General features: G+C 72.0%; 22 protein-coding genes and 2 pseudogenes. 4 read left to right on the top strand and 20 right to left on the bottom strand.

Annotated elements, in window-relative coordinates:
- Positions 1–82 precede the first annotated feature (82 nt).
- Positions 83–1,261: an NnrS family protein gene (locus QA634_RS28620; RefSeq protein WP_012335342.1), complete on the bottom strand. Its 1,179-nt coding sequence runs from the start codon at positions 1,259–1,261 to the stop codon at positions 83–85.
- 160 nt (positions 1,262–1,421) lie between these two features.
- Here QA634_RS28620 and QA634_RS28625 point away from each other — a divergent pair, with 160 nt between their 5' ends.
- Entirely contained in the window at positions 1,422–1,814 is a 393-nt protein-coding gene (locus tag QA634_RS28625; protein ID WP_012335343.1) for a metal-sulfur cluster assembly factor, read from the top strand.
- A 251-nt stretch (positions 1,815–2,065) separates the two neighbouring features.
- Here QA634_RS28625 and QA634_RS28630 read toward each other — a convergent pair whose 3' ends face one another.
- From QA634_RS28630 to QA634_RS28690, 13 genes and pseudogenes are all read right to left on the bottom strand, one after another.
- The gene (locus QA634_RS28630; RefSeq protein WP_012335344.1) at positions 2,066–2,647 is read right to left on the bottom strand and encodes a DUF2478 domain-containing protein; all 582 of its coding nucleotides are present in this window, start codon (positions 2,645–2,647) and stop codon (positions 2,066–2,068) included.
- Between the two features lie 55 nt (positions 2,648–2,702).
- Positions 2,703–3,224 carry a molybdopterin adenylyltransferase gene (gene mog, locus QA634_RS28635; RefSeq protein WP_012335345.1) on the bottom strand — a complete coding sequence of 174 codons (522 nt, stop codon included), beginning with the start codon at positions 3,222–3,224 and terminating at the stop codon, positions 2,703–2,705.
- Positions 3,225–3,232: 8 nt separating this feature from the next.
- Complete coding sequence (moaA, locus tag QA634_RS28640; RefSeq protein WP_012335346.1) at positions 3,233–4,255, bottom strand: GTP 3',8-cyclase MoaA; 1,023 nt, start codon at positions 4,253–4,255, stop codon at positions 3,233–3,235.
- 191 nt (positions 4,256–4,446) lie between these two features.
- Positions 4,447–5,046: pseudogene (locus QA634_RS28645) on the bottom strand (carbonic anhydrase); the annotation flags it as partial.
- The gene (locus tag QA634_RS28650) at positions 5,021–5,605 is read right to left on the bottom strand and encodes a hemerythrin domain-containing protein (RefSeq protein WP_012335348.1); all 585 of its coding nucleotides are present in this window, start codon (positions 5,603–5,605) and stop codon (positions 5,021–5,023) included. The pseudogene QA634_RS28645 and the gene QA634_RS28650, both read right to left, overlap by 26 nt.
- The gene (locus QA634_RS28655) at positions 5,583–5,891 is read right to left on the bottom strand and encodes a hypothetical protein (RefSeq protein ID WP_012335349.1); all 309 of its coding nucleotides are present in this window, start codon (positions 5,889–5,891) and stop codon (positions 5,583–5,585) included. Before QA634_RS28655 ends, QA634_RS28650 begins: the two co-directional genes overlap by 23 nt.
- Positions 5,892–5,901: 10 nt before the next feature.
- Positions 5,902–6,735: a peptidylprolyl isomerase gene (locus tag QA634_RS28660; RefSeq protein WP_012335350.1), complete on the bottom strand. Its 834-nt coding sequence runs from the start codon at positions 6,733–6,735 to the stop codon at positions 5,902–5,904.
- A 68-nt stretch (positions 6,736–6,803) separates the two neighbouring features.
- Entirely contained in the window at positions 6,804–7,568 is a 765-nt protein-coding gene (narI, locus tag QA634_RS28665) for a respiratory nitrate reductase subunit gamma (protein ID WP_012335351.1), read from the bottom strand.
- Positions 7,569–7,580: 12 nt separating this feature from the next.
- Entirely contained in the window at positions 7,581–8,327 is a 747-nt protein-coding gene (gene narJ, locus QA634_RS28670; protein WP_012335352.1) for a nitrate reductase molybdenum cofactor assembly chaperone, read from the bottom strand.
- Between the two features lie 14 nt (positions 8,328–8,341).
- Complete coding sequence (gene narH, locus QA634_RS28675) at positions 8,342–9,871, bottom strand: nitrate reductase subunit beta (RefSeq protein WP_012335353.1); 1,530 nt, start codon at positions 9,869–9,871, stop codon at positions 8,342–8,344.
- 83 nt (positions 9,872–9,954) lie between these two features.
- Positions 9,955–13,713 (bottom strand): nitrate reductase subunit alpha, encoded by a 3,759-nt coding sequence (locus tag QA634_RS28680; RefSeq protein ID WP_012335354.1) that lies wholly within the window; start codon positions 13,711–13,713, stop codon positions 9,955–9,957.
- 190 nt (positions 13,714–13,903) lie between these two features.
- Positions 13,904–15,271 (bottom strand): MFS transporter, encoded by a 1,368-nt coding sequence (locus QA634_RS28685; protein ID WP_012335355.1) that lies wholly within the window; start codon positions 15,269–15,271, stop codon positions 13,904–13,906.
- Between the two features lie 62 nt (positions 15,272–15,333).
- Positions 15,334–16,713 (bottom strand): MFS transporter, encoded by a 1,380-nt coding sequence (locus tag QA634_RS28690; RefSeq protein WP_012335356.1) that lies wholly within the window; start codon positions 16,711–16,713, stop codon positions 15,334–15,336.
- 265 nt (positions 16,714–16,978) lie between these two features.
- Between QA634_RS28690 and QA634_RS28695 the strand changes: the two are divergent.
- The 3 genes and pseudogenes from QA634_RS28695 to QA634_RS28705 all read left to right on the top strand — a co-directional run.
- Positions 16,979–18,102 (top strand): annotated as a pseudogene (locus QA634_RS28695) (efflux RND transporter permease subunit); the annotation flags it as partial.
- Positions 18,103–18,652: 550 nt separating this feature from the next.
- Entirely contained in the window at positions 18,653–18,892 is a 240-nt protein-coding gene (locus QA634_RS28700; protein ID WP_236728874.1) for a hypothetical protein, read from the top strand.
- Positions 18,893–19,005: 113 nt separating this feature from the next.
- The gene (locus tag QA634_RS28705; protein ID WP_012335358.1) at positions 19,006–21,120 is read left to right on the top strand and encodes an alkyl/aryl-sulfatase; all 2,115 of its coding nucleotides are present in this window, start codon (positions 19,006–19,008) and stop codon (positions 21,118–21,120) included.
- Positions 21,121–21,234: 114 nt separating this feature from the next.
- On the opposite strand, the gene QA634_RS28710 is transcribed toward QA634_RS28705, so the two are convergent.
- Genes QA634_RS28710 through QA634_RS28735 form a run of 6 tightly spaced genes read right to left on the bottom strand, consistent with a single transcriptional unit; the run spans position 21,235 to position 25,148 of the window.
- Complete coding sequence (locus QA634_RS28710) at positions 21,235–21,549, bottom strand: Rieske (2Fe-2S) protein (RefSeq protein ID WP_012335359.1); 315 nt, start codon at positions 21,547–21,549, stop codon at positions 21,235–21,237.
- 25 nt (positions 21,550–21,574) lie between these two features.
- The gene (locus tag QA634_RS28715; RefSeq protein ID WP_012335360.1) at positions 21,575–21,712 is read right to left on the bottom strand and encodes a hypothetical protein; all 138 of its coding nucleotides are present in this window, start codon (positions 21,710–21,712) and stop codon (positions 21,575–21,577) included.
- Positions 21,713–21,723: 11 nt separating this feature from the next.
- Positions 21,724–22,428, bottom strand: a complete 705-nt coding sequence (locus tag QA634_RS28720; protein ID WP_012335361.1) for an ABC transporter ATP-binding protein — start codon at positions 22,426–22,428, stop codon at positions 21,724–21,726.
- Positions 22,421–23,236, bottom strand: a complete 816-nt coding sequence (locus QA634_RS28725) for an ABC transporter ATP-binding protein (RefSeq protein ID WP_012335362.1) — start codon at positions 23,234–23,236, stop codon at positions 22,421–22,423. The genes QA634_RS28720 and QA634_RS28725 overlap by 8 nt, the downstream gene beginning before the upstream one ends.
- Entirely contained in the window at positions 23,233–24,279 is a 1,047-nt protein-coding gene (locus QA634_RS28730) for a branched-chain amino acid ABC transporter permease (RefSeq protein ID WP_012335363.1), read from the bottom strand. Before QA634_RS28730 ends, QA634_RS28725 begins: the two co-directional genes overlap by 4 nt.
- The gene (locus QA634_RS28735) at positions 24,276–25,148 is read right to left on the bottom strand and encodes a branched-chain amino acid ABC transporter permease (protein WP_012335364.1); all 873 of its coding nucleotides are present in this window, start codon (positions 25,146–25,148) and stop codon (positions 24,276–24,278) included. Before QA634_RS28735 ends, QA634_RS28730 begins: the two co-directional genes overlap by 4 nt.
- Positions 25,149–25,152: the final 4 nt, after the last annotated feature.

Consider the following 25,152-nt stretch of genomic DNA (forward strand, 5'->3'; position numbering starts at 1 on the left):
GGCTGGGCGCTCCAGCTTTCGTGGTCCCGCGTTCGGGCCCGGATCGCCGCGCGACGGCGTTACGCGCCCATGCCGACGCCGCTCACTTGAGCCTGGGTCGGGTGAGCACGGTCCAGTACGCGGCCGCGAAGCCCAGGAAGGCAGCAGCCCACAGGGTCCCGGCGATGGGAAGCAGGACGCCGAACCATGCCGGGTGGACCGAGGCGCAGACCCGGGCCAGCACCGAGGCGACGACGAGGGCGTAGACCGCCTGCACGGCGGGGGACGCCGCAAGGGGCCGGCCGGTGTGCCCGAGGCTTGCGCGCGACATCACGGCGAGGGTCATCACGCCGATGGCGCCCCCGGTCCAGGCGTGGATGCCGGCCCCGGCCGGCAGCGTCCCGAGCGCCGCGAGGCCGACGAGCACGAAGCCGAGCGGGACGAAGCCGTAGGCCACGTGCAGGATCAGGACCAGCCGGTCCCGCCAGGTGCGGTCTCCGGCCCAGCGGGCGAGGCGCACGGCCTGGAGCAGCCCGGCCGCGAGGAGCGCCGCGCCCGTCCAGGGCCCCTCCGGCACCGCGACCCAGGCGGCGAGCGCGACAGCGGCACTCACCAGCGCGACCGCGTCGAAGCGGTCCGCCGGGGCGGGCAGGCGTCCCGGGTTCTCGCGGGCGAGCCAGTTGCGGGTGAAGCTCGGCACGATGCGGCCGCCGATCAGCATGACGAGCGCCAGCGACGCGGCGATGCCGACCCGGGTGCCGTGCGCGGCGATGCCGGACAGGTGCGCCTCCGCGTGGAACAGCGCGTTGCCGCCGAGGAGCAGGACGAGGACGCCGAGCACCTTGAGGTTGCGCCAGTTGCGACCGGCCAGGATCTCGCGGGCGACCGCGGCGGTGAGGAGAGCGAGGAAGGACAGGTCGGCCAGCGCGGCGGGAAGCCAGCCGGTCAGGGCCGACAGCCCGACCGCGAGCCGTCCGACCACCCAGGCGAGCACGAGGACGAGGAGGGGGGTTCCCTGCAGCGGCAGCCGGCCGGTCCAGTTCGGGACCGCGGTGAGCAGGAAGCCGGCCACCACCGCGGCGACGAAGCCGTACAGCATCTCGTGCACGTGCCAGTCGCGCGCCGCGAACGCGGTCGGGAGCGCGAGGTCTCCGCCGAACATCGGCAGCCACGCGAGCACGGCGAGGCCCGTGTAGAGGGAGGCCAGCAGGAAGAAGGGCCGGAAACCGTAGGACAGGACCGCCGGTCCCTCGTAGGCGCGCAAGCGCGGTATCGGAGCCATGGCCGTCCCTCCTCGCTCGGCTGGCCCGCCAGGGCGGCGCGCGCCGGCCGGGCGGTCCGATCCCGGATAGCGGCTCCGACGACGATGCTGATTGACCTGGATCAAGGCCATGATTGGCACAGGTCACATCTTTCGGACGCGACCACGGGAGGGGGTGACGATGCTGTCCTGGCTGAGACGTCGCGCGGCGCGGCAGGAGCCCGAGGCGGCGGACGATCCCGGTTCCCTCGACCCGGACGTGCTGGATTGCCTCAAGGGCGTGCTCGACCCCGAGGTGGGCGTCAGCGTCGTCGCCCTCGGCCTCGTCTACCGGGCGCTCCGCACGCCGGACCGCGTCGAGGTCGACCTGACGCTCACCACGCGCACCTGCCCGCTCGGCGGTCTCCTGGTGGAGGACGCCCGGGAGCATCTCCGCCGGCGCTTCGGCGACTGCCCCGACGTCGTCGTCACGCTGGTCTGGAGCCCGGCTTGGACGCCCGACCGGATCACCGGCGAGGGCCTGGAGGCGCTCGGCCACCAGCCCCCCTCCCTCCGGGAGCGCCTGCGGGATTGATCACGGTCACCGTGAACAGGGATCGCGGCGAGCGGGGTCCTCCCGGGTTGCACGGCACGCAGCGGCCACCCCGCGCAGCCCGCTGCCGGCCGGCGGCCGGGAAGCCCGGCCGAGGATTCGGGTGACGGCGGCTGGGCCGCAGCGGCCGGCGCGGCCGCTGCGCGCACGATCCGCGGATGTCGGCTTCGCTCAGGCGCCGCGCACAGGCGCCGCGCAGGCTCGTGATCCGCTTCGATCAAGCGGATCCCGGATCAGGCGTGCCCGGCCGGCGCGTCGCCGCCCATCCCGTCCAGGGCCCCCGCGCGCCCTGACGGCGATGGGCGCGTGAGCAGCCGGCCGCGGCACCACGCCTCGATCCGGTCCGCATCCGGGGGCATGACGGCGTCCTCCTCTCCCGCGAAGGCGCGCCACGCGGGCAGCAGCGCCTCGCTCACCGGCACGACCGACGGGATGCCGGCCACGATCGCCGCCGTCTCGGCGCGGAGCCCCCGCCCCTCGGCCTCCTGACGGCCGAAGCGGTTGACGAACAGGAGCTCCGGCTCCGCCGCGACCGCGGCCGCGAGCCAGGCGGCCCCCTCCGCGAGACCGCAGGTGGTCAGGCGGCACCCGCGCGCCGCGCCGCCGCGGCTCTCGAAGATCTCCACCCGCCGGCCGGACCCGATCTCCTCCAGGAACAGGCTCGCGCAGCGCGACGGAGTGCCTCCGCGGCGGAACTGGAGCAGGCCGCCGACCCGGTATCCGGCGCCGGCGAGCCGGCGGACGACTTCCGCCAGGACCGCGTCGGGGCGGCTCGCGCGCCCGTAGGCGACGACGCAGATGGAGGAGGCGCACATGGCGGAGAACCGATGGCGGGGAACCGATGGCGGGGAACCGGTCTCGGAGCAGATTTCAGGACGGCCGGAAGGCCCGCACCACGGCGGGGTCGGTCTCGATGCGCGCCGCCCCGATCAGGTCGAGGCAGTAGGGCACCGCCGGCATGATTGCGAGCAGGGACAGGCGGATCGAGGACGGGCGTCCCGGCAGGTTGATGACGAGGGCCCGGCCGCGGATGCCGGCGGTCTGGCGTGACAGGATGGCCGTCGGGACCTGCTCCAGGCTGCGCGCGCGCAGCACCTCGCCGAAGCCCGGCATCATCCGCTCGCAGGCCGCCCGCGTCCCCTCGGGCGTGAGGTCGCGCGGTGCCGGGCCCGTCCCGCCGGTCGTGAGAACGAGGTCGCACCCCTCGCCATCGACGAGGTCGATGATGGCGTCGCGCACGCTCTCCAGACCGTCCGGCACGAGCCGGGCGACCGGCTCCCAGGGCGAGGCGAGCAGGTGCGCGAGTTCCGCCCAGATCGCCGGGCCGCCCTCGTCGGCGTAGAGGCCGGCCGAGGCGCGGTCCGAGACGGTCAGGATGCCGATGCGGGCCATGTCCACGGCTAACCTCCCGTGACGCTCATGTGGCGGGCCAGCGCGGCCCCGGCGCCCCGTCCGATGACGAAGTCGTGGCCCTTCGGCTTGCGCAGGACGGCGGCGTCGATCGCCGCCTGCAGCAGCCCGTCGCCCTCCGAGCCCCGGAGCGCGGCGCGCAGGTCGCGCCCCTCCTCGTGCCCGAGGCAGGTGTAGAGCATGCCGGTGCAGGTCACCCGCACCCGGTCGCAGCCCTCGCAGAAATTGTGGGTCAGCGGGGTGATGAAGCCGAGCCGCCCGCCCGTCTCCGCGACGCGGACGTAGCGGGCCGGGCCGGCCGAGCGGTATGCCAGCGGTTCAAGGGTGAGGCGCCGCGCCAGGCGCCGACGCACGACGTCGAGGGGGAGGAACTGGTCGGCCCGGTCGGGTCCGACCTCGCCGAGCGGCATGACCTCGATCAGGGTCACGTCCATGCCGCGCCCGTGCGCGAACCGCACGAGGTGCTCCAGCTCGTCCTCGTTGGTCCCCTTGAGCGCCACCGCGTTCAGCTTCACGGACAGGCCGGCGGCCTGCGCGGCGTCGAGCCCGTCGAGGACCGCGCCGAGATCCCCGCGGCGGGTGATGGCGCGGTAGCGGTCCGGGTCGAGCGTGTCGAGGGAGACGTTGACCCGCCGCACGCCGCACGCGGCGAGGTCGCGCGCGCGGGCCGCCAGCAGGGTCCCGTTCGTGGTCAGGGTCAGTTCGTCGAGCCCGCCCGCCCCGAGGTGCCGGGAGAGGGAGTCGAGCAGCCGGACGACGTCCCGGCGCACCAGGGGCTCGCCGCCGGTGAGCCGGATCCGGCGCACGCCGCGCGCCACGAAGGCCGAGCAGAGCCGGTCGAGCTCCTCCAGGGTGAGGAGGTCGCGCCGGGGCAGGAAGGTCATCCGCTCGGCCATGCAGTAAGTGCAGCGCAGGTCGCAGCGGTCCGTCACCGACACGCGCAGGTAGCTGACGTGCCGGCCGTACCCGTCGACGAGCGGGTGGCCGGAGCGGGCGGGGACCGGGCAGGTCATGGTGCGGCGGCCTCTCGGTGGTCCATGCTCCGGCGGGCATCCGCCTCCCCGCAGGGGGCATCCTCGACGCCGTCGAGCAGGTGCACGGCGCTGAGCCTGATCTGAGCCGAGCGGTCGTCGGCCGGCGTCGGGTCGACGTGCCGCGCCGGGACGGGCGACGCCCGCGGCCCCGCGGCGTCGTGCGTGACGCAGAGGTCGCGCACCAGGCCGTCCCGCAACCCGTAGATCCAGCCGTGAACATGCAGCGGGCGGCCCGCCGCCCAGGCGGCGCGGACGATGGGCGTGCGCGCCACGCGCGCGACCTGCGCCTCGACGTTGAGCTCGCAGAGCAGGTTGACGCGGGCCTCCGCGTCGCGGATCGGGGCGAACCGGTCGCGCTGGCGCGCGTGGATGGCGGCGACCGGCGCGAGCCAGTGGTCGACCAGGGAGCCGCCGTCGCACCGCAACGCCCGGCGCACCCCGCCGCACCCGTAATGCCCGCACACGATGATGTGCCGCACGCCGAGCGTCCCGACCGCGTATTCGAGCACCGAGAGCAGGTTGAGGTCGCCCGTGTGCACCACGTTGGCGACGTTGCGGTGGACGAACAGCTCGCCCGGGTCGAGCCCGATGATCTCGTTGGCCGGCACGCGGGAATCCGAGCAGCCGATCCACAGGAAGTCGGGGGCCTGCTGCGCCGCCAGCCGGCGGAAGTAGCCGGGGTCCTGCCGCGTCTTGGCGATGGCCCAGTCGGCGTTCCGGTCGAACAGGTCCGCGATGGTCCGGTCAGGCATGGCCGACCCCGCCCGCAAGCCGCCATCCCCGGCGCGCCGCCATCCGCCGCGACAGGCCCGCCAAGTCCGCCGCCGTCAGCCGCGTCCCGGCGAGCGGCATGACGAGCGCGTTCTCGACGGCCACGCGCCGGCGCAGGCGGGACGCGAACAGGCGGAGGGACCGGCGCAGGCCGTCGTCCGGCGCCGCGCCGCCGGCCACGGCCGACAGGCCCTGCGCCAGGGCCGCGACCAGCTGCTCCCCGAGCGCGTGGTCGCCGGCGAGCGCGCCGAGCACGTCCTCGACGCGGTCCTCGGGCCACGCCCTGCGCCGCACCAGCGGGTGGAGGTCCTCCTCGTCGTCCAGCCCGTGGATGGAGAGGTCGCCGACGAGGTGGCCGGCGAGCGCGAGGGCGAGGGCGCGGTCGACGGCGTCCTCGTCGGCGGTCTGCTCGGCGAGGGTGCAGAGCCGGCGCATGCGCAGGTGGTCGACGAGGAGGTAGTCGAGCGGGTGCGCGAGCAGGCCGCGGTCGGGCGGGGCGAAGGCCTCGCGCCCCGCGCGCGCGTTCGCGGCGGGCTCAGTGGCGGTGTCCGCAGGCATGGGAGCCTCCCGGGGCGCTCAGCGCGAATTCGACCATCCGGCGCAGGCAGGCGAGGCCGGGCTCGGTCGTCCGGCCCATCGCGCCGATCAGGCCGACCCACTCCTCGTCGGAGGCGGTGTCGGAGAACAGGCCGACCGCCCGCGCCGCGAAGGCGCCGGGCGCCACACCCGCGCGGGCCGCGGCCTCCTGGACCCGGCCGAGCAGGACGAGGTCGCCGAGCTGGACGAGGGTCTCGGCGGCGACGGCCTCGTCGTCGAGTCGCGCGATGATGTCGCCGAGCAGCATGGCGCTCTCCTCAATTGACGTTGAGCGCGCCCGGCGCCGGGATCTCGATGCCCTCGATGCGCGCCTGCCCGAGGAGCCGGGCGACGTACTGCGCCTGGGCGCGGCGCCGGAGCGCCTCGGACAGGTACGCGGCGATGCGCGGGCTCGCGGCCTCGAAGGGGAGGGTGCCCCCGTCGAGGCGGCGCCCGAGGCGGATGACGTGGACGCCGTAGCGGGTCTCGACGGGTGCGCGGGAGATCTCGCCGGGGCGCATGCCGCGCAGCGCCGCCTCGAAATCCGGCGTGGTCTGCCCGGTCGTGACCTGGCCGAGGCTGCCGCCGACCTCGCCCGAGGGGCAGGCCGAGTGCAGCCGCGCCAGTTCCTCGAACGTGTCCGGATCCTCCTCGAGCATCGCGATGATCATTTGGGCGTTGAGCCGGGCGAGCTCGTAGGCGGCCGCGTCGTCCCTGGCCGCGGCGAACAGGATGTGCGACGCCTCGAACAGGTCCGGCGTGCGGAAGCGGGCGGGGTTGCGCTCGTAGTAGCGCCGGCACTCCTCCTCGGTCGGCGCGGGCACGGCCACTTCGCGCTCGACGAGCGCCCGCATGCGGGCCTCCTCCTCGGTCTCGCGGCGCCCCTCCGCGTCGCGCGCGGGCTGCGCCGCGATGCCCAGGCGCCTCGCCTCCTGCCCGAGCGCCTCGCGCAGCACCAGGGCGAGCGCCGCCGCCCTCCAGGCCGCGACCGGGGTCGGGGCCGGGTGGTTCTGCACCTCGCGCGAGATCGCCGCGCGGGAGATGGTGACGCCGTTGACCCGGATCGGCGGCCTGGGGGCGTCGGGAACGGGGTGGAGGGAGCAGGCGGACATGGTGGGCGTCTCGGGTCGGGCGTCTCGGCGCGGGGGAGGGGGAGCCCGGGGCGAGCCCCGGGACGGGGTCACTCCGCCGGCTGCGGGGCGGGGACGGGGCGGATCCCCGAGAGGGCGGGGCGCGCTGCGGCCTCGCGGACGGGCCGCGGCCTCCTCGTGCGCACCACCTGGTAGCCGCGGCGGCCGAGGTACCAGACCGGCGCCGACCAGACGTGGACGAGGCGGGTGAACGGGAACACCAGGAGGATCGTCATGCCGAGCACGATGTGCAGCTTGAACACCGGGTGCACGTCCGCGACGATCTCGGCGAGGCCGGGCCGCAGCGTCAGCACGCCCTGGGCCCAGGTCATGAACTTGACCATCTCGTGGCCGTCCATGTGGCCGAGCGAGACCGGGATGGTCGACAGCCCCAGGATCAGCTGGGCGTAGAGCATCAGGAGGATCGCCGTGTCCGAGACCGACGAGGTCGCCCGGATGCGCGGGTCGAACAGCCGCCGGTGCACCAGCAGGCTGAGGCCGACGAAGCAGGCCGTGCCCGCGACACCGCCCGCCACGATGGCGAGGCCCTGCTTGAAGCCGTGGCTCACGCCCACGGCGTCGAAGACCGCGATCGGGGTCAGCAGCCCGAGCGTGTGGCCGGCCAGGATCGCCAGCACGCCGACGTGGAACAGCACCGAGCCGAGCATCAGCTGCCTGCGGCGCAGGAGCTGGCTGGAGCCGGCCTTCCACGTGTACTGCTCGCGGTCGAAGCGCAGGAGCGAGCCGACCAGGAACACGGTCAGGCAGAGATAGGGGTACCAGCCGAACAGGACGTGGTTGAGGTTGCTTGCCATGGCCCTCTCTCCTCAGGCGCGGGAGGACAGGTGGGTGAAGACGGCGCGGGACGGATGCGCCCCGGGCACCTCGACCCCGGGCGCCGGGCGCCGGGCCTGGCGCAGCTTGGCGGCGAGGCTCTCGGTCCCGCAGGCGGCGTCCGCCCCGAGCCCGAAGCGGACCTCCACCTCCTCCCAGGCGGCGTCGAGCGCCCCGAGATCGGTCGGGTCCTCGCCCGCGTCCGGGACCACGGCGCCGCGCGCCTCCTCGCTCGGCGCGGCGGCCGCGAGGGCGACGAGCGCCTCGAACACGGCCGCGTAGGCCGTGTCCCGCTTGCGCAGGCGCTCGCCGAGGGCGGCGAGCACGTGGGCCGGCTCGGCCAGGAGCTGGCGCGCCTCCGCGGGCGGGCGCAGCGCGCAGAATTCCAGGAAGAGCGGCACGAAGTCGGGCAGGTCGCCGCCCTCGATCGCGAAGCCCGCCGCCTCGTAGACCCCGCGCAGGTCGACCATGGCCTGGCCGCGGTCGCGGCTCTCGCCGTGCACGTGCTCGAACAGGTGCAGCGAGAGCGAGCGGGTGCGGTCGAACAGCATCCCGTAGCGCTCCTGCAGGTCGTAGAGGTCGCCGGCGGCGAGGTCGCGCAGCAGCGGCTCCAGGGCGTCGCGCCGCGGTCGGGCGAGGACGCCCTCGTCGTGCAGGACGTCGCGGATCTCCGGGACCGCCCGCGCCAGCGCGGGCGACGGGTAGGTGAGCAGGGCCGAGAGGGCCTTCAGCGTCTTCATGTCGGTGCTCCGCCTCAGGCGACGTCCACGGGGGTCTTGACCCTGGCGGCCTTCGGCGCGCCGAACAGGTTCGCCTCGGTGCGGCCGCCCGAGCAGCCGTTGCCGAAGGAGAAGCCGCAGGAGCCGCGCAGGTCGTAGGCGTCCTCCAGGCCCATCTCGCGGTGGCTGGTCGGGATCACGAACCGGTCCTCGTAATTCGCGATCGCCATGACCCGGTACATCTCCTCGACCTGGGCGGCGCTCAGGCCGACCCGGGCCGCCAGGGCCTCGTCCACCACCCCGTCGACGGTCTTGGCGCGCATGTAGGCCCGCATCGCGAGCATCCGCTCGAGGCCGGTCACCACCGGCGCCTCGTTGCCGGCGGTGAGCAGGTTGGCGAGGTAGCGCACCGGGATGCGCAGGTTCCTCACGTCCGGCATCTCGCCGTCGAGGCCGATCTTGCCGGCCGCGGCCGCGGACTGGATCGGCGAGAGCGGCGGCACGTACCAGACCATCGGCAGGGTCCGGTATTCGGGGTGGAGCGGGAAGGCGATCCGCCACTCCATCGCCATCTTGTAGACGGGCGAGCGGCGCGCCGCCTCCAGCCACGCCTCCGGGATGCCCTCCCGGCGGGCCTCGGCGAGGACGCGCGGGTCGCAAGGGTCGAGGAAGACCTTGAGCTGGGCCTCGTAGAGGTCGCCCTCGTCGCGGGTCGAGGCGGCCTCCTCGATCCGGTCGGCGTCGTACAGCACCACGCCGAGGTAGCGGATCCGCCCGACGCAGGTCTCCGAGCACACGGTCGGCTGGCCGGCCTCCAGGCGCGGGTAGCACAGCGTGCACTTCTCGGACTTACCCGAGGACCAATTGTAGTAGATCTTCTTGTAGGGGCAGCCCGACACGCACATCCGCCAGCCGCGGCACTTGTCCTGGTCGATCAGGACGACGCCGTCCTCCTCGCGCTTGTAGATCGCGCCCGACGGACAGGAGGCGACGCAGGCCGGGTTGAGGCAGTGCTCGCACAGCCGCGGCAGGTACATCATGAAGGTGTTCTCGAACTGGCCGTAGATCTCCTCCTCGATGCCCTCGAAGTTCCGGTCCTGCCGGCGCTTGGCGAATTCGCCGCCGAGGATCTCCTCCCAGTTCGGCCCCCAGGCGATCGTCTCCATGCGGGCGCCGGTGAGCTTCGAGCGCGGCCGCGCGGTCGGGAAGGTCTGCAGCTCGGGCGCCTTCTGCAGGTGCTGGTAGTCGAAATCGAACGGCTCGTAGTAGTCGTCGATCTCCGGCAGGTCCGGATTGGCGAAGATGTTGGCGAGGATGCGCCACTTCGCACCGATGCGCGGCTCGATCCGGCCGTCCTGGCGGCGGCGCCAGCCGCCGTTCCAGCGCTCCTGGTTCTCCCAATCCTTCGGGTAGCCGATGCCGGGCTTGGTCTCGACGTTGTTGAACCAGGCGTACTCGACGCCCTCGCGGTTGGTCCAGACGTTCTTGCAGGTGACGGAGCAGGTGTGGCAGCCGATGCACTTGTCGAGGTTGAGAACCATCGCGATCTGCGCGCGGACTTTCATGGCGGACTTCCTTCGTCACCGGCGGCCGGGACTGGGTGCTCGGGAGGGGAGGGCGGGGGCGGGGCGCCCCCGGCGCGGCGGGCCTACTCGGCGGCGTGGAGCCTCGCGGCGCCCGGCCCGGCCCCCGCGGGGCGCGGCTCCTCGAGCCAGTCGACCTGCGCCATCTTGCGCACCACCACGAACTCGTCGCGGTTCGCCCCGACAGTGCCGTAGTAGTTGAAGCCGTAGGAGAGCTGCGCGTAGCCGCCGATCATGTGGGTCGGCTTCAGCACCGCCCGGGTGACCGAGTTGTGGATGCCGCCGCGCTGGCCGGTGATGCCGGAGCCGGGCGTGTTCACGATCTTCTCCTGGGCATGGTACATCATGCACATGCCGTCCTTGACGCGCTGGGAGACCACCGCCCGGGCCGCGATCGCGCCGTTGACGTTGTAGACGTCGATCCAGTCGTTGTCGGCGATGCCCGCCTTGCGCGCGTCGCTCTCGCTGATCCAGACCACGGGCCCGCCGCGGTTCAGGGTCAGCATCAGCAGGTTGTCCGAGTAGGTCGAGTGGATGCCCCATTTCTGGTGCGGGGTGATGAAGTTCAGCACCAGTTCGGGATGGCCGTTATCGACGCGGCCCCGGATCGGCTCGATGGTCTTGAGGTCGACCGGCGGCCGGTAGACGCAGAAGCCCTCGCCGAAGGCCCGCATCCAGAGGTGGTCCTGGTAGAGCTGCTGGCGCCCGGTCAGCGTCCGCCACGGGATCAGCTCGTGGACGTTCGTGTAGCAGGCGTTGTAGCAGACCTTCTCGGATTCGAGGCCCGACCAGATCGGCGAGGAGATGATCTTGCGCGGCTGGGCGACCACGTCGCGGAAGCGGATCTTCTCGTCCTCCTTGGACAGGGCGAGGTGGGCGTGCTCGCGCCCGGTCGCCTTGCCGAGGCTCTCCCAGGCCTTGACCGCGACCTCGCCGTTGGTCTCCGGCGCCAGCATCAGGAGCACCTCGCAGGCGTCGATCGCCGTCTCGATGCGCGCCAGCCCCTTGGTCGGCCCCTCCTCGGTCACGGTGCCGTTGAGCGCCTTGAGCAGCTCGACCTCGTGCCCGGTGTTCCAGGCCATGCCCTTGCCGCCGTTGCCGACCCGGGCCAGCAGCGGCCCGAGCGCGGTGAAGCGCTTGAACAGGTTCGGGTAGTCGCGCTCGACGATTGTGACCGTCGGCATCGTGCGGCCGGGGACGGGCTCGACCGCGCCCGTCTTCCAGTCCTTCACGTCGAGGGCCTGGGCGATCTCGCCGGGCGTGTCGTGCAGGATCGGGGTCAGCACGACGTCCGTCTCGACCCCGAGCACCTCGGGCGCCACCCGCGAGAAGGTCTCGGCGAGGCCCTTGTAGATGTTCCAGTCGGTGCGCGCCTCCCAGACCGGGTCCACCGCCGCCGTGAGCGGGTGGATGAAGGGGTGCATGTCGGAGGTGTTGAGGTCGTCCTTCTCGTACCAGGTCGCGGTCGGCAGCACGATGTCGGAGTAGACGCAGGTCGTCGACATGCGGAAGTCGAGGGTGACCAGGAGGTCGAGCTTCCCCTCGGGCGCGTCCTCGTGCCAGACGACCTCGTCGGGCTTGCGGCGGCCCTCCGCCCCGAGATCCTTGCCGAGCACCCCGTGCGAGGTGCCGAGCAGGTGCTTGAGGAAGTACTCGTGGCCCTTGCCCGACGAGCCGAGCAGGTTCGAGCGCCAGACGAACAGGTTGCGCGGCCAGTTCTTGGGGTTGTCCGGGTCCTCGCACGACATTCTGAGCTCGCCGGACTTGAGGGCCCGGGCGACGTAGTCCTTCGGCTCGAGTCCGGCGGCGGCCGCCGCGGCGGCGATCCCGAGCGGGTTCTGCTCCAGCTGCGGCGCGGAGGGCAGCCAGCCCATCCGCTCGGCGCGGACGTTGTAGTCGATGATGGCGCCGTCCCAGGGCCCGGCCGGCGCGGTCGGCGAGAGGATCTCCTTCACGTCGAGCGTCTCGTAGCGCCACTGGTCGGTATGCGCGTAGAAGGCCGAGGTGGAGTTCTGCTGGCGCGGCGGGCGGCCCCAGTCGAGGGCGAAGGCGAGCGGTGCCCAGCCGCTCTGCGGGCGCAGCTTCTCCTGGCCGACATAGTGCGACCAGCCGCCGCCGGACTTGCCCACGCAGCCGCACATCACCAGCATGTTGATCGCGCTGCGATAGTTCATGTCCATGTGGTACCAATGGTTCATCGCGGCGCCGATGATGATCATCGACCGGCCATCGGTCTTCTCGGCGTTCCGGGCGAATTCGCGCGCGACGGTCACGATCTGGTCGCGCGGGACGCCGGTGATCCGCTCCGCCCAGGCCGGCGTGTAGGGCTCGTCGGCGTCGTAGGAGGCGGCGACGTTGCCGCCGCCGAAGCCGCGGTCGAGGCCGTAATTGGCCAGGAACAGGTCGTAGACGGTCGCGACGAGTGCCTCGCCGTCGCGGGTGGCGAGGCGCCGCACCGGCACGCGCCGCTCGATCACGCTGGCATGGTCGCTCGACGCGAAATGCGCGTGCGCGATGTTGCCGAAATACGGGAAGGCGACGTCCTCGAACCCGTCCGCGGCGCCCGCCAGGGACAGGCGCAGGTCGACCGCGCGTCCGTCCCCGGCCCGGCTCTCCAGGTTCCACTTGCCGGTCTCGCCCCAGCGGAAGCCGACCGAGCCCAGGGGCGCGACGAGCGCGCCGGTCTGGTCGTCATAGGCGAGGGTCTTCCACTCGGGGTTGTTGGTCTCGCCGAGCGCGCCGTCGAGGTCCGAGGCGCGCAGGAAGCGCTCGGGCACGAGCCGCCCGTCCTGGCGCACGAGGCGCACCAGCATCGGCATGTCCGTGTAGCGCTTGGCGTAGTCGATGAAGGAGGGCACCTGCCGGTCGAGGTGGAACTCGCGCAGGATCACGTGGCCCATCGCCATGCCGAGCGCGGCGTCGGTGCCCTGCTTCACCGACACCCACATGTCGGCGAATTTCGAGGCCTCGGAGTAGTCGGGGCAGATCACGACGCTCTTGGCGCCGCGGTAGCGCACCTCGGTGTAGAAATGCGCGTCGGGGGTGCGGGTCTGGGGGACGTTCGAGCCCCACAGGATCAGGAAGCCGGCATTGTACCAATCGGCGCTCTCGGGCACGTCGGTCTGCTCGCCCCAGGTCTGGGGCGAGGAGGGCGGCAGGTCGCAGTACCAGTCGTAGAAGGACATGCAGACGCCGCCGAGCAGCGACAGGTAGCGGGCGCCCGCCGCGTAGGAGACCATCGACATGGCGGGGATCGGCGAGAAGCCGAAGACGCGGTCGGGGCCGTGCGTCCTGACCGTGTAGGCGTTGGCGGCCGCGATGATCTCGTTGACCTCGTCCCAGGTCGCGCGCACGAAGCCGCCATGGCCGCGCACGGAGGTGTAGGAGCGGCGCCGCTCCGGGTTCTCGACGATGTGGGCCCAGGCCGCCACCGGGGTCCGCATCACCCGGGCCTCGCGCCACAGCCGGAGCAGGCGCGAGCGCACCAGCGGGTGCTTCACGCGGTTGGCCGAGTAGAGGTACCAGGAATAGCTGGCGCCGCGGGCGCAGCCGCGCGGCTCGTGGTTGGGCAGGTCGGGCCGGGTGCGGGGATAATCGGTCTGCTGGGTTTCCCAGGTGACGATGCCGCCCTTGACGTAGACTTTCCAGGAACAGGAGCCGGTGCAGTTCACGCCGTGGGTGGAGCGCACGATCTTGTCGTGCTGCCAGCGCTTCCGATAGCCGTCCTCCCAGGCGCGGTCCTCGGCCGTGACGATGCCGTGACCATCCGAGAAGGTGTCGACCGTCTTCCGGAAGAAGGTCAGTCTGTCGAGGAAGTGCGACATCGCGCGGTGCCTGGTCGGTTTCGAGGTCTTCGAGGGCACTCTGGCCGCGTGGTCAGGCCCAAGCCTTGACTTGGATCAATCGCTCAAGTGACCTCCGTCATGTCGCCCCAACGGGACGGCCGGCGGGAGGTGTGCCTCCCGCCGGCCGTCCGAGCGTCGGTGCGGCGTCGCCCTTCGGCAGGGCGGCCCGTCAGCAGGGCGTGGCGGCGCCGCGGCGGGCGTACATCCACCAGTTCATCGCGACGTTGAGGGCGAAGAACAGCGCCAGCCCGTGGAAGACCCCGTTCGGGCCGCCGAAGCGGTCGAAGGCCCAGCCGAACAGCATGCCGAAGGCGAAGGGCCCGTAGGCCGCCACCGCGCCCGTGAAGCCGATGACGCCGCCGGCCTGGCGGGGCGGGAAGATCATCGGCATCTGCTTGAAGGTCGAGGCGTTGCCGATGCCCGCGAAGGCGAACAGCCCGAGCATCGCCGCGACGAACCAGGGGAAGCACTCCATCGAGGTGGGGGCCGTGAACAGGGGGACGATGGCGGCGCAGGCGGTCATGCCGAGGCCGGCGACCACGGTGACCTTGGCCCCGCCGAACCGGTCCGAGACCGGCCCGGCCGCGACGCGCAGGAGCGACCCGACCAGCGGGCCGAGGAAGGCGTAGGTCAGGGGGTCCGGGGCGCCGGGCAGCGTGCCGTAGCACTGCTTGATCAGCAGCGGGAAGGTCCCGGCGAGCCCCGAGAACGCCCCGAAGGTCATGATGTAGAGCGAGGTCATCGCCCAGGTGTGGCGCGAGCGGAAGATGTCGACCTGCTCGCGGACGTTGGCCTTGACCGGGACGCTGCGCAGCGCGAGCCAGGCGGCCAGGGCGAACAGCACGATGAACGGGATGTAGACGGCGGCGGCGTTGTGCAGCCAGACCTGCCGGGCGATGGCCCCCTTGGTCATGGTCTGCGACTCGCCGAGCAGCGTGCCGCCCGCGAGCGCGAAGCCGATCACCCAGGGCGTCAGGAACTGGACCACCGAGACCCCGAAATTGCCGATCCCGGCCTGGATGGCGAGGGCGGTGCCCTGCAGCCGCTTGGGGAAGAACAGGCTGGTCGAGGGCATGAAGGAGGAGAAGTTGCCGCCCCCGAGCCCGGCCAGGAAGGCCAGCACCAGGAGGACCCAGTAGGGCGTGGACGGGTCCTGCACCGCGTAGAACCAGCCGATGGCCGGGACGAGCAGCGACAGGCTGGCGAAGGTCACGACGCGGCGCGTGCCGAACATCGGCGTCAGGAACATGTGCGCGAGGCGCAGCGTGCCCCCGGCGAGGCCCGGCATGGCGGCGAGCCAGAACAGCTGGCCGGTGGTGAGCCTGAAGCCGACCGCCGGCAGGGCGACCACCAGGGCCGAGACCATGAACCAGACGATGAAGGACATCGTGAGGTTGGCGGTCGTCACGGTCAGGGTGCGCCAGGCGAGGCGGCTGCCCTCCCGGGCCCAGAAGGCCGGGTTCTCCGGCTCCCAGCGGGCGAGCCAGCTGCTCCCCGCGGGCCGGCCGGCCGTCAGCGTTTGCGTACCAGCACTCATGGCTGTTGCCTCTCAGGATCGGGACGGGCCGGCCGGCGCCCCGCGCCGGCCGGAAGGGGGATTCAGGCGGCCGGGAGGCCGGCCAGCGGCGCGGCCCGGGGGGCGCCCTCGCGGGCGGCGCGCAGGCGCTCGACCTCGGCGCGCAGCGCCTCGACCTCGGGGAGGTCCTTCGGCTCGCGCAGGGCGGGATGCTCCCGCGTCTCCAGGGCGCGGATCGCCGCGAGCATCCAGGCGGTGCTGCCGGCGGCGATCGCGAAGAGCAGCATGAAGCAGGAGGTCCAGACGCCGACGAGGTCGTTCATGAGGCCGAAGGCGATCGGCAGCACGAAGCCGCCGAGGCCGCCGATCAGCCCGACCACGCCGCCCACGGCGCCGACCCGGTCCGGGTAGTAGACCGGGATGTGCTTGAACACGGCGGCCTTGCCGAGGCTCATGAAGAAGCCGAGGGCGAAGGTCAGCACCGTGAAGCCCGCCGGGCCGAGCGCGAGGTCGAAGGCGATCGGGCCCCGGATGCCGGCGACCACGTAGTGGGTCGCCGGGTAGGACAGCAGGAAGGTGCAGGCGCAGGAGCCGGCGAAGGTCCAGACCATGACCTTCCGGGCGCCGTGCCGGTCGGCCAGGCGGCCGCCCAGGATGCGGAAGAGCGAGCCCGGGATCGAGTAGGCGGCGGCGAGCCAGCCGGCCGTGACGATGTCGAGGCCGTAGACGCCCGTGTAGTAGCGCGGCAGCCAGAGCGCGAGGGCGACGAAGCCGCCGAAGACGAAGAAGTAGTAGAGCGAGAAGCGCCAGACCTGGAGGTTGGCGAGCGGCGCCAGCATGGCCCAGAGGGGCTCGGGGGACGCGCCGGCGCGCCGGCGGGCGGCGAGGTCCGGGTCGTCCGCGGTGCCGAAGTAGAAGACCAGCGCCGTCACCACGAGGCCGAGCGCCCAGATCTGCGCCACGGCCTTCCAGCCGAAGGCGACCATGACCAGGGGCGCCAGGAACTTGGTGACCGCGGCGCCGACATTGCCCGCGCCGAAGATGCCGAGCGCGGTGCCCTGCTTCTCCTTGGGGAACCACTTCGACACGTAGGCGACGCCGACCGAGAAGACCCCGCCGGCAAGCCCGACGCCGAGGGCGGCGAGCAGGAAGGTCGGGTAATCGTGCGCGTAGGTGAGGAGGTAGGTGGCCAGCGCGGCGAGCAGCATCACCGCGAGGGTGACGGTGCGCCCGCCATACTGGTCGGCCCAGATGCCGAGGATCAGGCGGACGAGCGAGCCGGTCAGGATCGGGGTCCCGGCCAGGAGGCCGAACTGGGCGTCGGTCAGGCCGAGGTCCTTTTTGATCTGGACGCCGATGATCGAGAAGATGGTCCAGGCCGCAAAGCAGGTCGTGAAGGCGAGCGTGGAGAGCCAGAGCGCGCGGCCCTGGTCGCGGCTCGCGGGAGCGGCGGGATCGTGCATGGGAAGACCCTTCAGGCGGGTGTGTCGCCCGAAGGACTGTGTTGCGAAGCGCATCAACGGCGTAATTGATGCAGATCAAGGATGAGTTTGGGACAAATCAACGAAGGCTGAGGCGCGCGATTCCTGTCACCATCCTCAGCGGCATCCCGGAGCTGACATCTCCGACGCGGTTCGGCCGCTCGCGCGAGCGATCATGCCGGGCCCGTGGGGCGGCCGAGCGACTGGAGGGAGAGTGGGATGGCCGAGGAGCCGGAGGAGTTGCCGTCGGGTCGAGGTGCTGGTCGAGGCCGCGGCCGAGGTCGGGCCCTCGCTGTTCTTCTCGCTCCTCGTCATCACGGTGAGCTTCCTGCCGATCTTCACCCTGGAGAGCCAGGAGGGGCTGCTGTTCGGGCCGCTCGCCTTCACCAAGACCTTCGCCATGGCGGCGGCGCTCCTGTCGGTCACCCTGGTGCCGGCGCTCATGGTGCTGTGCGTGCGCGGGCGCATCATCCCCGAGCACCGCAACCCGCTGAACCGACTCCTGATCTGGCTGTACCGGCCGCTCATCGCCGGCGTGCTGCGGGCGCGGGGGCTCACCATCCTGCTCGCCGTATGCGTGCTGGCCGCCACCGCGTGGCCCGCCCGGCAGCTCGGCTCCGAATTCATGCCGGACCTCGACGAGGGCAGCCTGCTCTACATGCCGACCACCCTTCCGGGCCTCTCGGTGACCAGGGCCGGCGAACTCCTCGCCACCCAGGACCGCATCATCAAGTCGTTTCCCGAGGTCGCCTCGGTCTACGGCAAGGCCGGGCGCGCCAGCACGGCGACCGACCCCGCGCCGATGGAGATGTTCGAGAAGGTCATCGCCCTGAAGCCGAGATCCGCGTGGCGGCCGGGCGTGACGCTCGCGAGCCTCAGGGCCGAGATGGACAGGGCGCTGCAATTCCCGGGCGTGTCGAACGCCTGGACGCAGCCGATCCGCGCCCGCATCGACATGCTCTCGACCGGCATCCGCACCCCGGTGGGCGTGAAGGTGCTGGGAACCGACCTGAAGGAGATGGAGGCGGTCGCCCGCCGGTCGAGGCGGTCGTCCGGAATATGCCGGGCACGTCGAGCGCCTACGCGGAACGCGTCATCGGCGGCGACTTCCTCGACATCACGCCGGACCGCGAGGCGCTCGGGCGCTACGGCCTGATGGTCGGCGACGTGCAGGACGTGATCGCGACCGCGCTGGGCGGGCAGGCCGCGACCAACACGGTCGAGGGCCGCGAGCGTTACACCGTGAACGTGCGCTACCCGCGCGCCTTCCGCTCGGACCCGCGGGCGATCGCCGACGAGGTGCAGGTGCCGCTTCCGGCGGGCGGCACGGTGCCGCTGCGCGAGGTCGCCAGGGTCGAACTCACCCGGGGGGCACTCGCCGCCCCGGCCCGGCTTCGTGCCCTCGCGGGGTCGGCCCGGTCGCCGGGGGCCGCCGGCTCGAAAGCGTGAGGCAGGGCCCGCGCCCTCGGCGGCCGGAACCCCGTCTCGACGCGCCCGCCGCCCGAGGCATCGCTCGTCCTCGGAGCGACCCTGATCGCCCCGGGCGCGGTCCGGGGATTGCGGGATGCCGAGCTTGATCCAGATCAAATCAAGATCTCATCGCTCGTCATAGATTGATGCGATCAGTTGCGTCGCGTATTGTCCGCCGCAATCGAGTGAAATCGCACCGGATCGGCGGCACCATCTCTGCGGCGTCTGCGGGCGAAGATCCCATTCGCCCCGGCAATGCCCTGACAGAGCGGGAAGGCCGCGCGTCGCGGGCTCGCCCCGACGGGTCGACCGGGCGGCCTCGGACAGGCCGGTCCCGAGGCAGCGCCGGGCCGGCCGGAAGCGGGGGCGCCGCGGAGAGAAGGCGATCAGGCCGTCGTCGGCCTTCGGCTGGAGATCGGAAGCCAGAGTTCGACACGAGGGGAGAATGGCCATGGACTCGATGCACCGTCGCGCCGTGCTCAGGCAGTTTTCGTGCGCCGTCATCACGGCCGCCGGCCTGGCTCTGGTGCCGAGCGCCGCGGAGGCCGTGCTTCTCAGGGCAGGGCCCGTCGGCGACGCGAACGACGACGCCCTCGTCGAGAAGGCCCAGGCCGTCGTCGTCGTCCCTCGCCGCCGCCGTCGCAGGGTCTGCTGGTGGCGGCGGGGACGCCGCGTCTGTGCGTGGCGCTGATCGCGTGTCCCGCGAGCGCCGTCGGCCGCGGCCGGTCAGCCCCGGCCTTCCGGCACTCTGGCGAGAAGCAAGCCGATGAACCGAATTCGCTCTGCCCGGGATGGAGTTGGCCGATGTCAACGAGACGCGAGTTCATCAAGGCCCTGCCCGGCGCAGGCGCCGCATTCTCCGTCGCGGGTGCCTTCGTGCCCGGGGAGAGCGTCGCCCGGGCCCAGGGAGCCGAGAGCGTCTCTCCCCCCGAGGGGCATTTTCACCCGCAGGGCAAGCCGCCCTCCACCTTCACGCGCGACGTGTTGCGCCGGGCGCGAGCAACCCTCCCGTTCGCGGACGACAGGGACTTCGCGGAGCAGCGCAAGGGGCTGATCGCCCCCATGACCGCCATGACCATCCCGGCCGAGGCCGGCCACGTCGCCTGGGACATGCAGCAATTCCGCTTCCTCGACGAGCAGGACGAGTTCGACAGCATCCACCCGTCGCTGGTCCGGATCTCGCGGCTCAACAACAATTACGGGCTCTACGAGGTCGTCCCCGGCATCTACCAGGTGCGCGGCTTCGATCTCTCCGATCTCACCATGGTGCGGGGGAGGAGCGGGTGGATCGTGTTCGATCCGCTCATCAGCCAGGAGACCGCGCGCGCCGCCTGGAGGCTGTTCCAGGCGCATGTGGGCGAGGGGCGTCCGATCTCGGCGGTGATCTACTCCCACACCCACGGCGACCATTGGGGCGGGGTGCGCGGCATCCTCGATGAGGAGGAGGTCCGGTCCGGCCGCGTGCCCGTGATCGCCCCCGCCGATTTCATGGCCCACACGGTGGCCGAGAACGTCTACGCCGGAAACGCCATGAACCGGCGGCTGTTCTATCAGTACGGGCTGCTCCTGCCGGCGGGACCGCACGGCTATGTCGGGCAGGGCCTGGGCCAGCGCGTCTCGGCCGGCGCCACCGGCCTGATCGCTCCGACCCGGCACGTCGTCGATCCCATCGAGGAATTCGAGGTCGACGGCGTCCGTATGATCTTCCAGAACACGCCGAACACCGAAGCGCCCCGCGAGATGAACACCTACCTCCCGGACATGAAGGCGCTCTGGATGGCGGAGAACGTCATCGCATCCCTGCACAACATCTACACGCTGAGGGGCGCCCCGGTGCGCGATCCCCTCAACTGGTCGAAATACATCAACGAGGCGCTCTACCGCTTCGGCATGAAGGCCGAGGTGATGTTCGCCTCCCACCATTGGCCGCGCTGGGGCAACGCGCGGATCCAGGAGGTGCTGCGGGCGCAGCGCGACCTCTACGCCCACATGAACAACCAGGTGCTTCACCTCGCCAACCAGGGCGTGACGATCAACGAGATCCACACCGTCTACGAGGTGCCGCGGAACCTGCAGCAGAAGTGGCATTGCCGCGGCTATCACGGCTCTCCGGAGCACAACAGCCGGGGCGTCGTCCAGCGCTACCTCGGCTTCTGGGACTGCAACCCGGCGACGCTGATCCCGCTCGCCCCTTCCGAGAGCGCCCCCCTCTACGTCGAGATGATGGGCGGCGCGGAGGCGATCCTCGCCCGCGGCCGCCGCCTGCACGACGAGGGGAAGTACCTGCTGGCCCAGGAGATCGTGAACAAGCTCGTCCAGGCGGAGCCGCGCAACCGGGCCGCCAAGGAGCTCTTGGCCGACATTTTCGAGCAGATCGGCTACCAGCAGGAGAATCCCGGCCTGCGCAACAGCTTCCTGGCCGGGGCGTACGAGCTTCGGACCGGCATTCCGGAGGGCGAGACGGCGAGTTCGAGCAGCCCCGACGTGGTGCGGGCGATGACGACCGAGCTGTTCCTGAACTTCCTCGCCATCCGCATGGACAGCCGCAAGGCGGAGGGGATGCGCTTCACCATCAACCTGGTCACGCCGGACAATGGCGAGCGGTTCGTCATCGAGCTGGAGAACGCGACGCTGACCAACATCGCGGGGTTCCAGGCCGAGAAGCCGGACCTGACCCTGACCATCAACCGCTCGGATCTCGAGCGGACGATGATCGGGGCCAAGACCCTGGAGGCGCAGATCGCCGACGGAACCGCGACGGTTCAGGGCGACGCGGGCGTTCTGGCCCAGCTGGCCGCGACGATGGTGGATTTCGACCCGCGCTTCGAGATCATGCCGGGCACCAAAGGGACGGCCGCCCCGGAGCAGGTCCATGCCGAGGCGTATCGGGCCGAGCCCAGCCGGACGATCGCCGAGTAGCCGGGGCCGGTCCTCCGGCAGGCTCGGCATCATTCGCCGAAATGGTCACCGGTTCGGCGGCCAAAAATGATGCGGCACCAGGAGACCAAGCAGAACTGCCCGATGCCGTTCTGCTCAGCCCTGGACGAGGTCCGAAGCGTCGACGAAGACTTCGGCATTCCGGATCTCGACCGGGTAGAGGCGGAGCGGCCGCGTCGGCCATCCGGCGGAGACTTGCCCGTCGCGCAGGTCGAACGACGCCCGGTGGTGCGGGCAGAGCAGCCGCCCGTTCGCGCACCGGCCGCGCGCGAGGTCCGCGCCCTCGTGCGGGCAGGCGCGCTCGGCCGCGACGATCGTCGCGCCGTCGCGCACGAGGACGAGGTGACGTCCGCCCACGAGGACCGGGACGATGGGCCCCGCCTCCGCCTCGTCGAGGCGGCACGCGCGCACCCAACGCTGCGCCCCCGCTCCAGCCTCACCGGGTCTCGAGGGCATCGCGCGTCTCGTCCGCCGTCCGGACGATCACGTCCGGACGGCGGACGACCAGCCGGCGCGGCGCTTGCGCGAAGCCGACATCCGCATGGCCGAAATCGGAGATGGCGACGCAATCCATCGGATTTCGTCTCAGCCGCCCAGATAGGCTTCGCGGATGTGCGGATCCGCGATCAGGGCGGAGCCCGTTCCCGAGCGGACGATGCGGCCCGTCTCGAGGAGGTAGGCGTGGTCGCAGAGTTCGAGGGCCGCGAAGGCGTTCTGCTCGACGAGCAGCACCGTGGTGCCGGCGGTGCAGATCGCCCGGATGACCGCGAACATGCGCTCGACGATGTTGGGGGCGAGCCCCAGCGAGGGCTCATCGAAGAGCACGAGCTTGGGGCGCGCCATCAGGGCGCGCCCGATCGCCAGCATCTGCTGCTCGCCGCCCGACAGGGTGCCGGCCGCCTGATGCCGCCGCTCCGCGAGCCGCGGGAACTCGCCGTAGATGCGGTCGAGGTCGGCGGCGACGCCCGCGCGGTCGCGGCGGAGATACGCGCCCATCGCGAGATTCTCGGCCACGCTCATCTGCGGGAAGACGCGCCGCCCCTCCGGGCAATGGGCGATGCCGTGGGCGAGGATGCGGCGCGGCTCGGAGCCGGTAATGTCGCGCCCGTTGAACGAGATCGCGCCGGAGCGCGGCGGCACGAGCCCGGAGATCGCCCGCAGCGTCGTCGACTTGCCGGCGCCGTTCGCCCCGACGAGGGCGACGAGCTGCCCCTCCCTCACGGCGATGCTCAGTCCCTTGAGGGCCGTGACGTGGCCGTAGCCGCAGACGAGGTCGCGGATCTCAAGCATGGGCGGCCTCCCGCGCCTCCGCGGCGGCCCGGCGCGCGGCACTGCCCTGGCCCAGATAGGCCTCGATCACGGCCGGGCCGGCGCGGATCGCCTCGGGCGGTCCCTCGGCGATCAGGCGGCCGTAGTTCAGGACGACGATGCGGTCGGAGACCTCCATCACCATCGGCATGTCGTGCTCGACCAGCAGGATGGTGACGCCGCGCGCGCGGATCTGGCGGATCAGCCGCACGAAGACCCGGGTCTCCGAAGCGTTCATGCCGGAGACCGGCTCGTCGAGGAGGAGCATCGCGGGCTCGGTCGCGAGCGCGAGCGCCACGCCGACGAGGCGCTGCTCGCCGTAGGCCAGCGCCCCGGCCTTCTCCCGCGCGCGCGCCGCGAGGCCGACCCAGTCGAGGAGCGCCTCGGCGCGCCCGCGCAGCGCCCGCTCTCTCGCGCGGCTCCGGCCCGGCAGCGCGTCGAGGAGGGGCGCCCGGCGCGCGCCGCCGTGCCCGTGCAGGCCGATCATCACGTTCTCGAGCACCGTGTCGTCCGGGAACACGCTGGTGCGCTGGAAGGTGCGGGCGAGGCCGAGCCGGGTGATCTCGTGCGGCTGGAGGCCCGTCAGGCGCGTGCCGCGGAAGCGCACCTCGCCCTGGCTGGGCTTGAGGAAGCCCGTCATCACGTTGAAGGCGGTGGTCTTGCCGGCGCCGTTGGGGCCGATCAGGCTGACGATCTCGCCCTGCGCCACCTCGAAGTGCAGGTCGGCGATGGCGACGAGGCCGCCGAAGCGCACGCCGACGTGCTCGACCGAGAGGATCGCCGCGCTCATCGCTGCACCGCCGGGTTGGACTTCAGGATCGGCGCGGACGCGTCCGCGGCCGTTCCGCGGCCGCGCGCCAGGAGCCCGGCGGCCCCCGGGACGATGCCGCGGGGCATCAGGAACAGGATCAGGATCAGCACGATCCCGTAGACGATCCACTGCGCCTCCGGGGCCATGACGGGGCGCAGGGCCACCGGCAGCAGGCCGAAGATCAGGCCTCCGACCACCGGGCCCATCAGCGTGCCCTTGCCGCCGCCCACCACCATGATGACCATCGTCACCGTGGTGGCGAACAAGAACACGTCGGGGTCGATGATCCGCAGGTAATGGGCGTAGAGGCTGCCCGCGGCCCCCGCCATGGCGGCCGAGACGACGGCCGCAACGGTCAAGGTGCGGGTGGCATTGATGCCGACCGAGAGCGCGAGCGGCTCGTTCTCCTTGAGCCCGCGCATGGCGCGGCCGAAGCGCGCGCGCACCATCCGGGCGATGATCGCGTAGCAGAGCGCGCCGACGCCGAGGACGAGGTAGTAGTTCTGGAGCTTGGTCCGCAGCGTCCAGGCGCCGAGGCCCGGCACCCCGAGGGTGAAGGCCGGGATGCCGGTGAGCGCCAGCGGCCCCTGCGTCAGCTCCACCCAGTTGAGCGCCACGAGCCTCACCACCTCGGCGAAGGAGATGGTCACGATCACGAAGTAGGCGCCGCGCACCCGGAACGAGAGCCGCCCGATCAGGTAGCCGCAGGCCCCCGCCGCCGCGACCGCCACGAGGAAGCCGGCGGCGGCTGGCCAGGGCTCGTGCATCACCCGGTAGCCGAAGCCGACCTCGACGTCGAAGCCGAGGCTGGTCAGCGCGCTCACGTAGGCGCCGATGCCGAAGAAGGCGATGTGGCCGAGGCTCAGCTGCCCGGTGTAGCCGAGGAGCAGGTTCAGGCTCATCGCCCCGATGGTCAGGATGCCCGTCGTGATCAGCGCGTTGAGGAGGTAGGGGTCGGCGCCGAGCGCGAGCGGCAGCGCGGCGAGCGCCGCCAGGAGAGCCAAGGGGAGGAGGCGGGTCATCCGATGCGCTCCGCTTTCGCGAACAGCCCGGTCGGCCGCCAGAGCAGGACCGCGATGATGATCAGGAAGCCCATCGCGTCGCGGTAGCCCGACGAGACGTAGCCGGCCCCGAGCTCCTCCGCGAGCGCCAGGATGAAGCCGCCGATCGCCGCCCCCGTGACGTTGCCGAGCCCGCCCAGGATCACGATCGCGAAGGCCTTCAGCTCGGCGAGCTGCCCCATCTGCGGGAACACCACGTAGACCGGGCCGAGCAGCGCCCCGGCGGCGGCGGCGAGCGAGGAGCCGAGCGCGAAGGTCGCGGTGTAGATCCCCCGCACGTCGACGCCCATCAGCGCCGCCGTGTCGGAATCCTGGAAGGCGGCGCGCATGGCGAGGCCGAGCCTCGTGCGGTTGATCAGCGCGTAGGTGAGCCCGATCAGGAGCAGCGCGCCGCCGAGCACGAACAGGCTCAGCCACGAGACCGAGACCGGCCCGAGCCGCAGCGGCGCCTCGGGGAAGGGCGAGGGCACCGCCTTGGCGACGCCGCCGAAGGTCCAGAGGGTGCCCGATTGCAGCACGATGCCGGCCCCGATCATCACCAGCATGGTCGTGTCGATGTCCTGGCCCCGCAGCGGCCGGAGCAGCAGGAGCTCGATCACGGCGCCGAGCGCGAGGCCGCCGAGGATGGCCGCCGGCAGCGCCAGGAAGAAGTTGAGCCCGAGCGCCGCGACCGCGAGGTACATCAGGTACGCGCCGACGGTGTAGAGCGCGCCGTGCGTGAAGTTCACGACGTTCATGATCCCGAAGATCAGCGTGAGCCCGACGCCGAGCAGCGCGTAGGTCCCGCCCAGGATCAGGGTGTTGACGAGGTGCTGGAGCAGCTGGTCCATGCGG

The organism is Methylobacterium sp. CB376, assembly GCF_029714205.1.
In the GTDB taxonomy this organism is placed as follows: Bacteria; Pseudomonadota; Alphaproteobacteria; order Rhizobiales; family Beijerinckiaceae; genus Methylobacterium.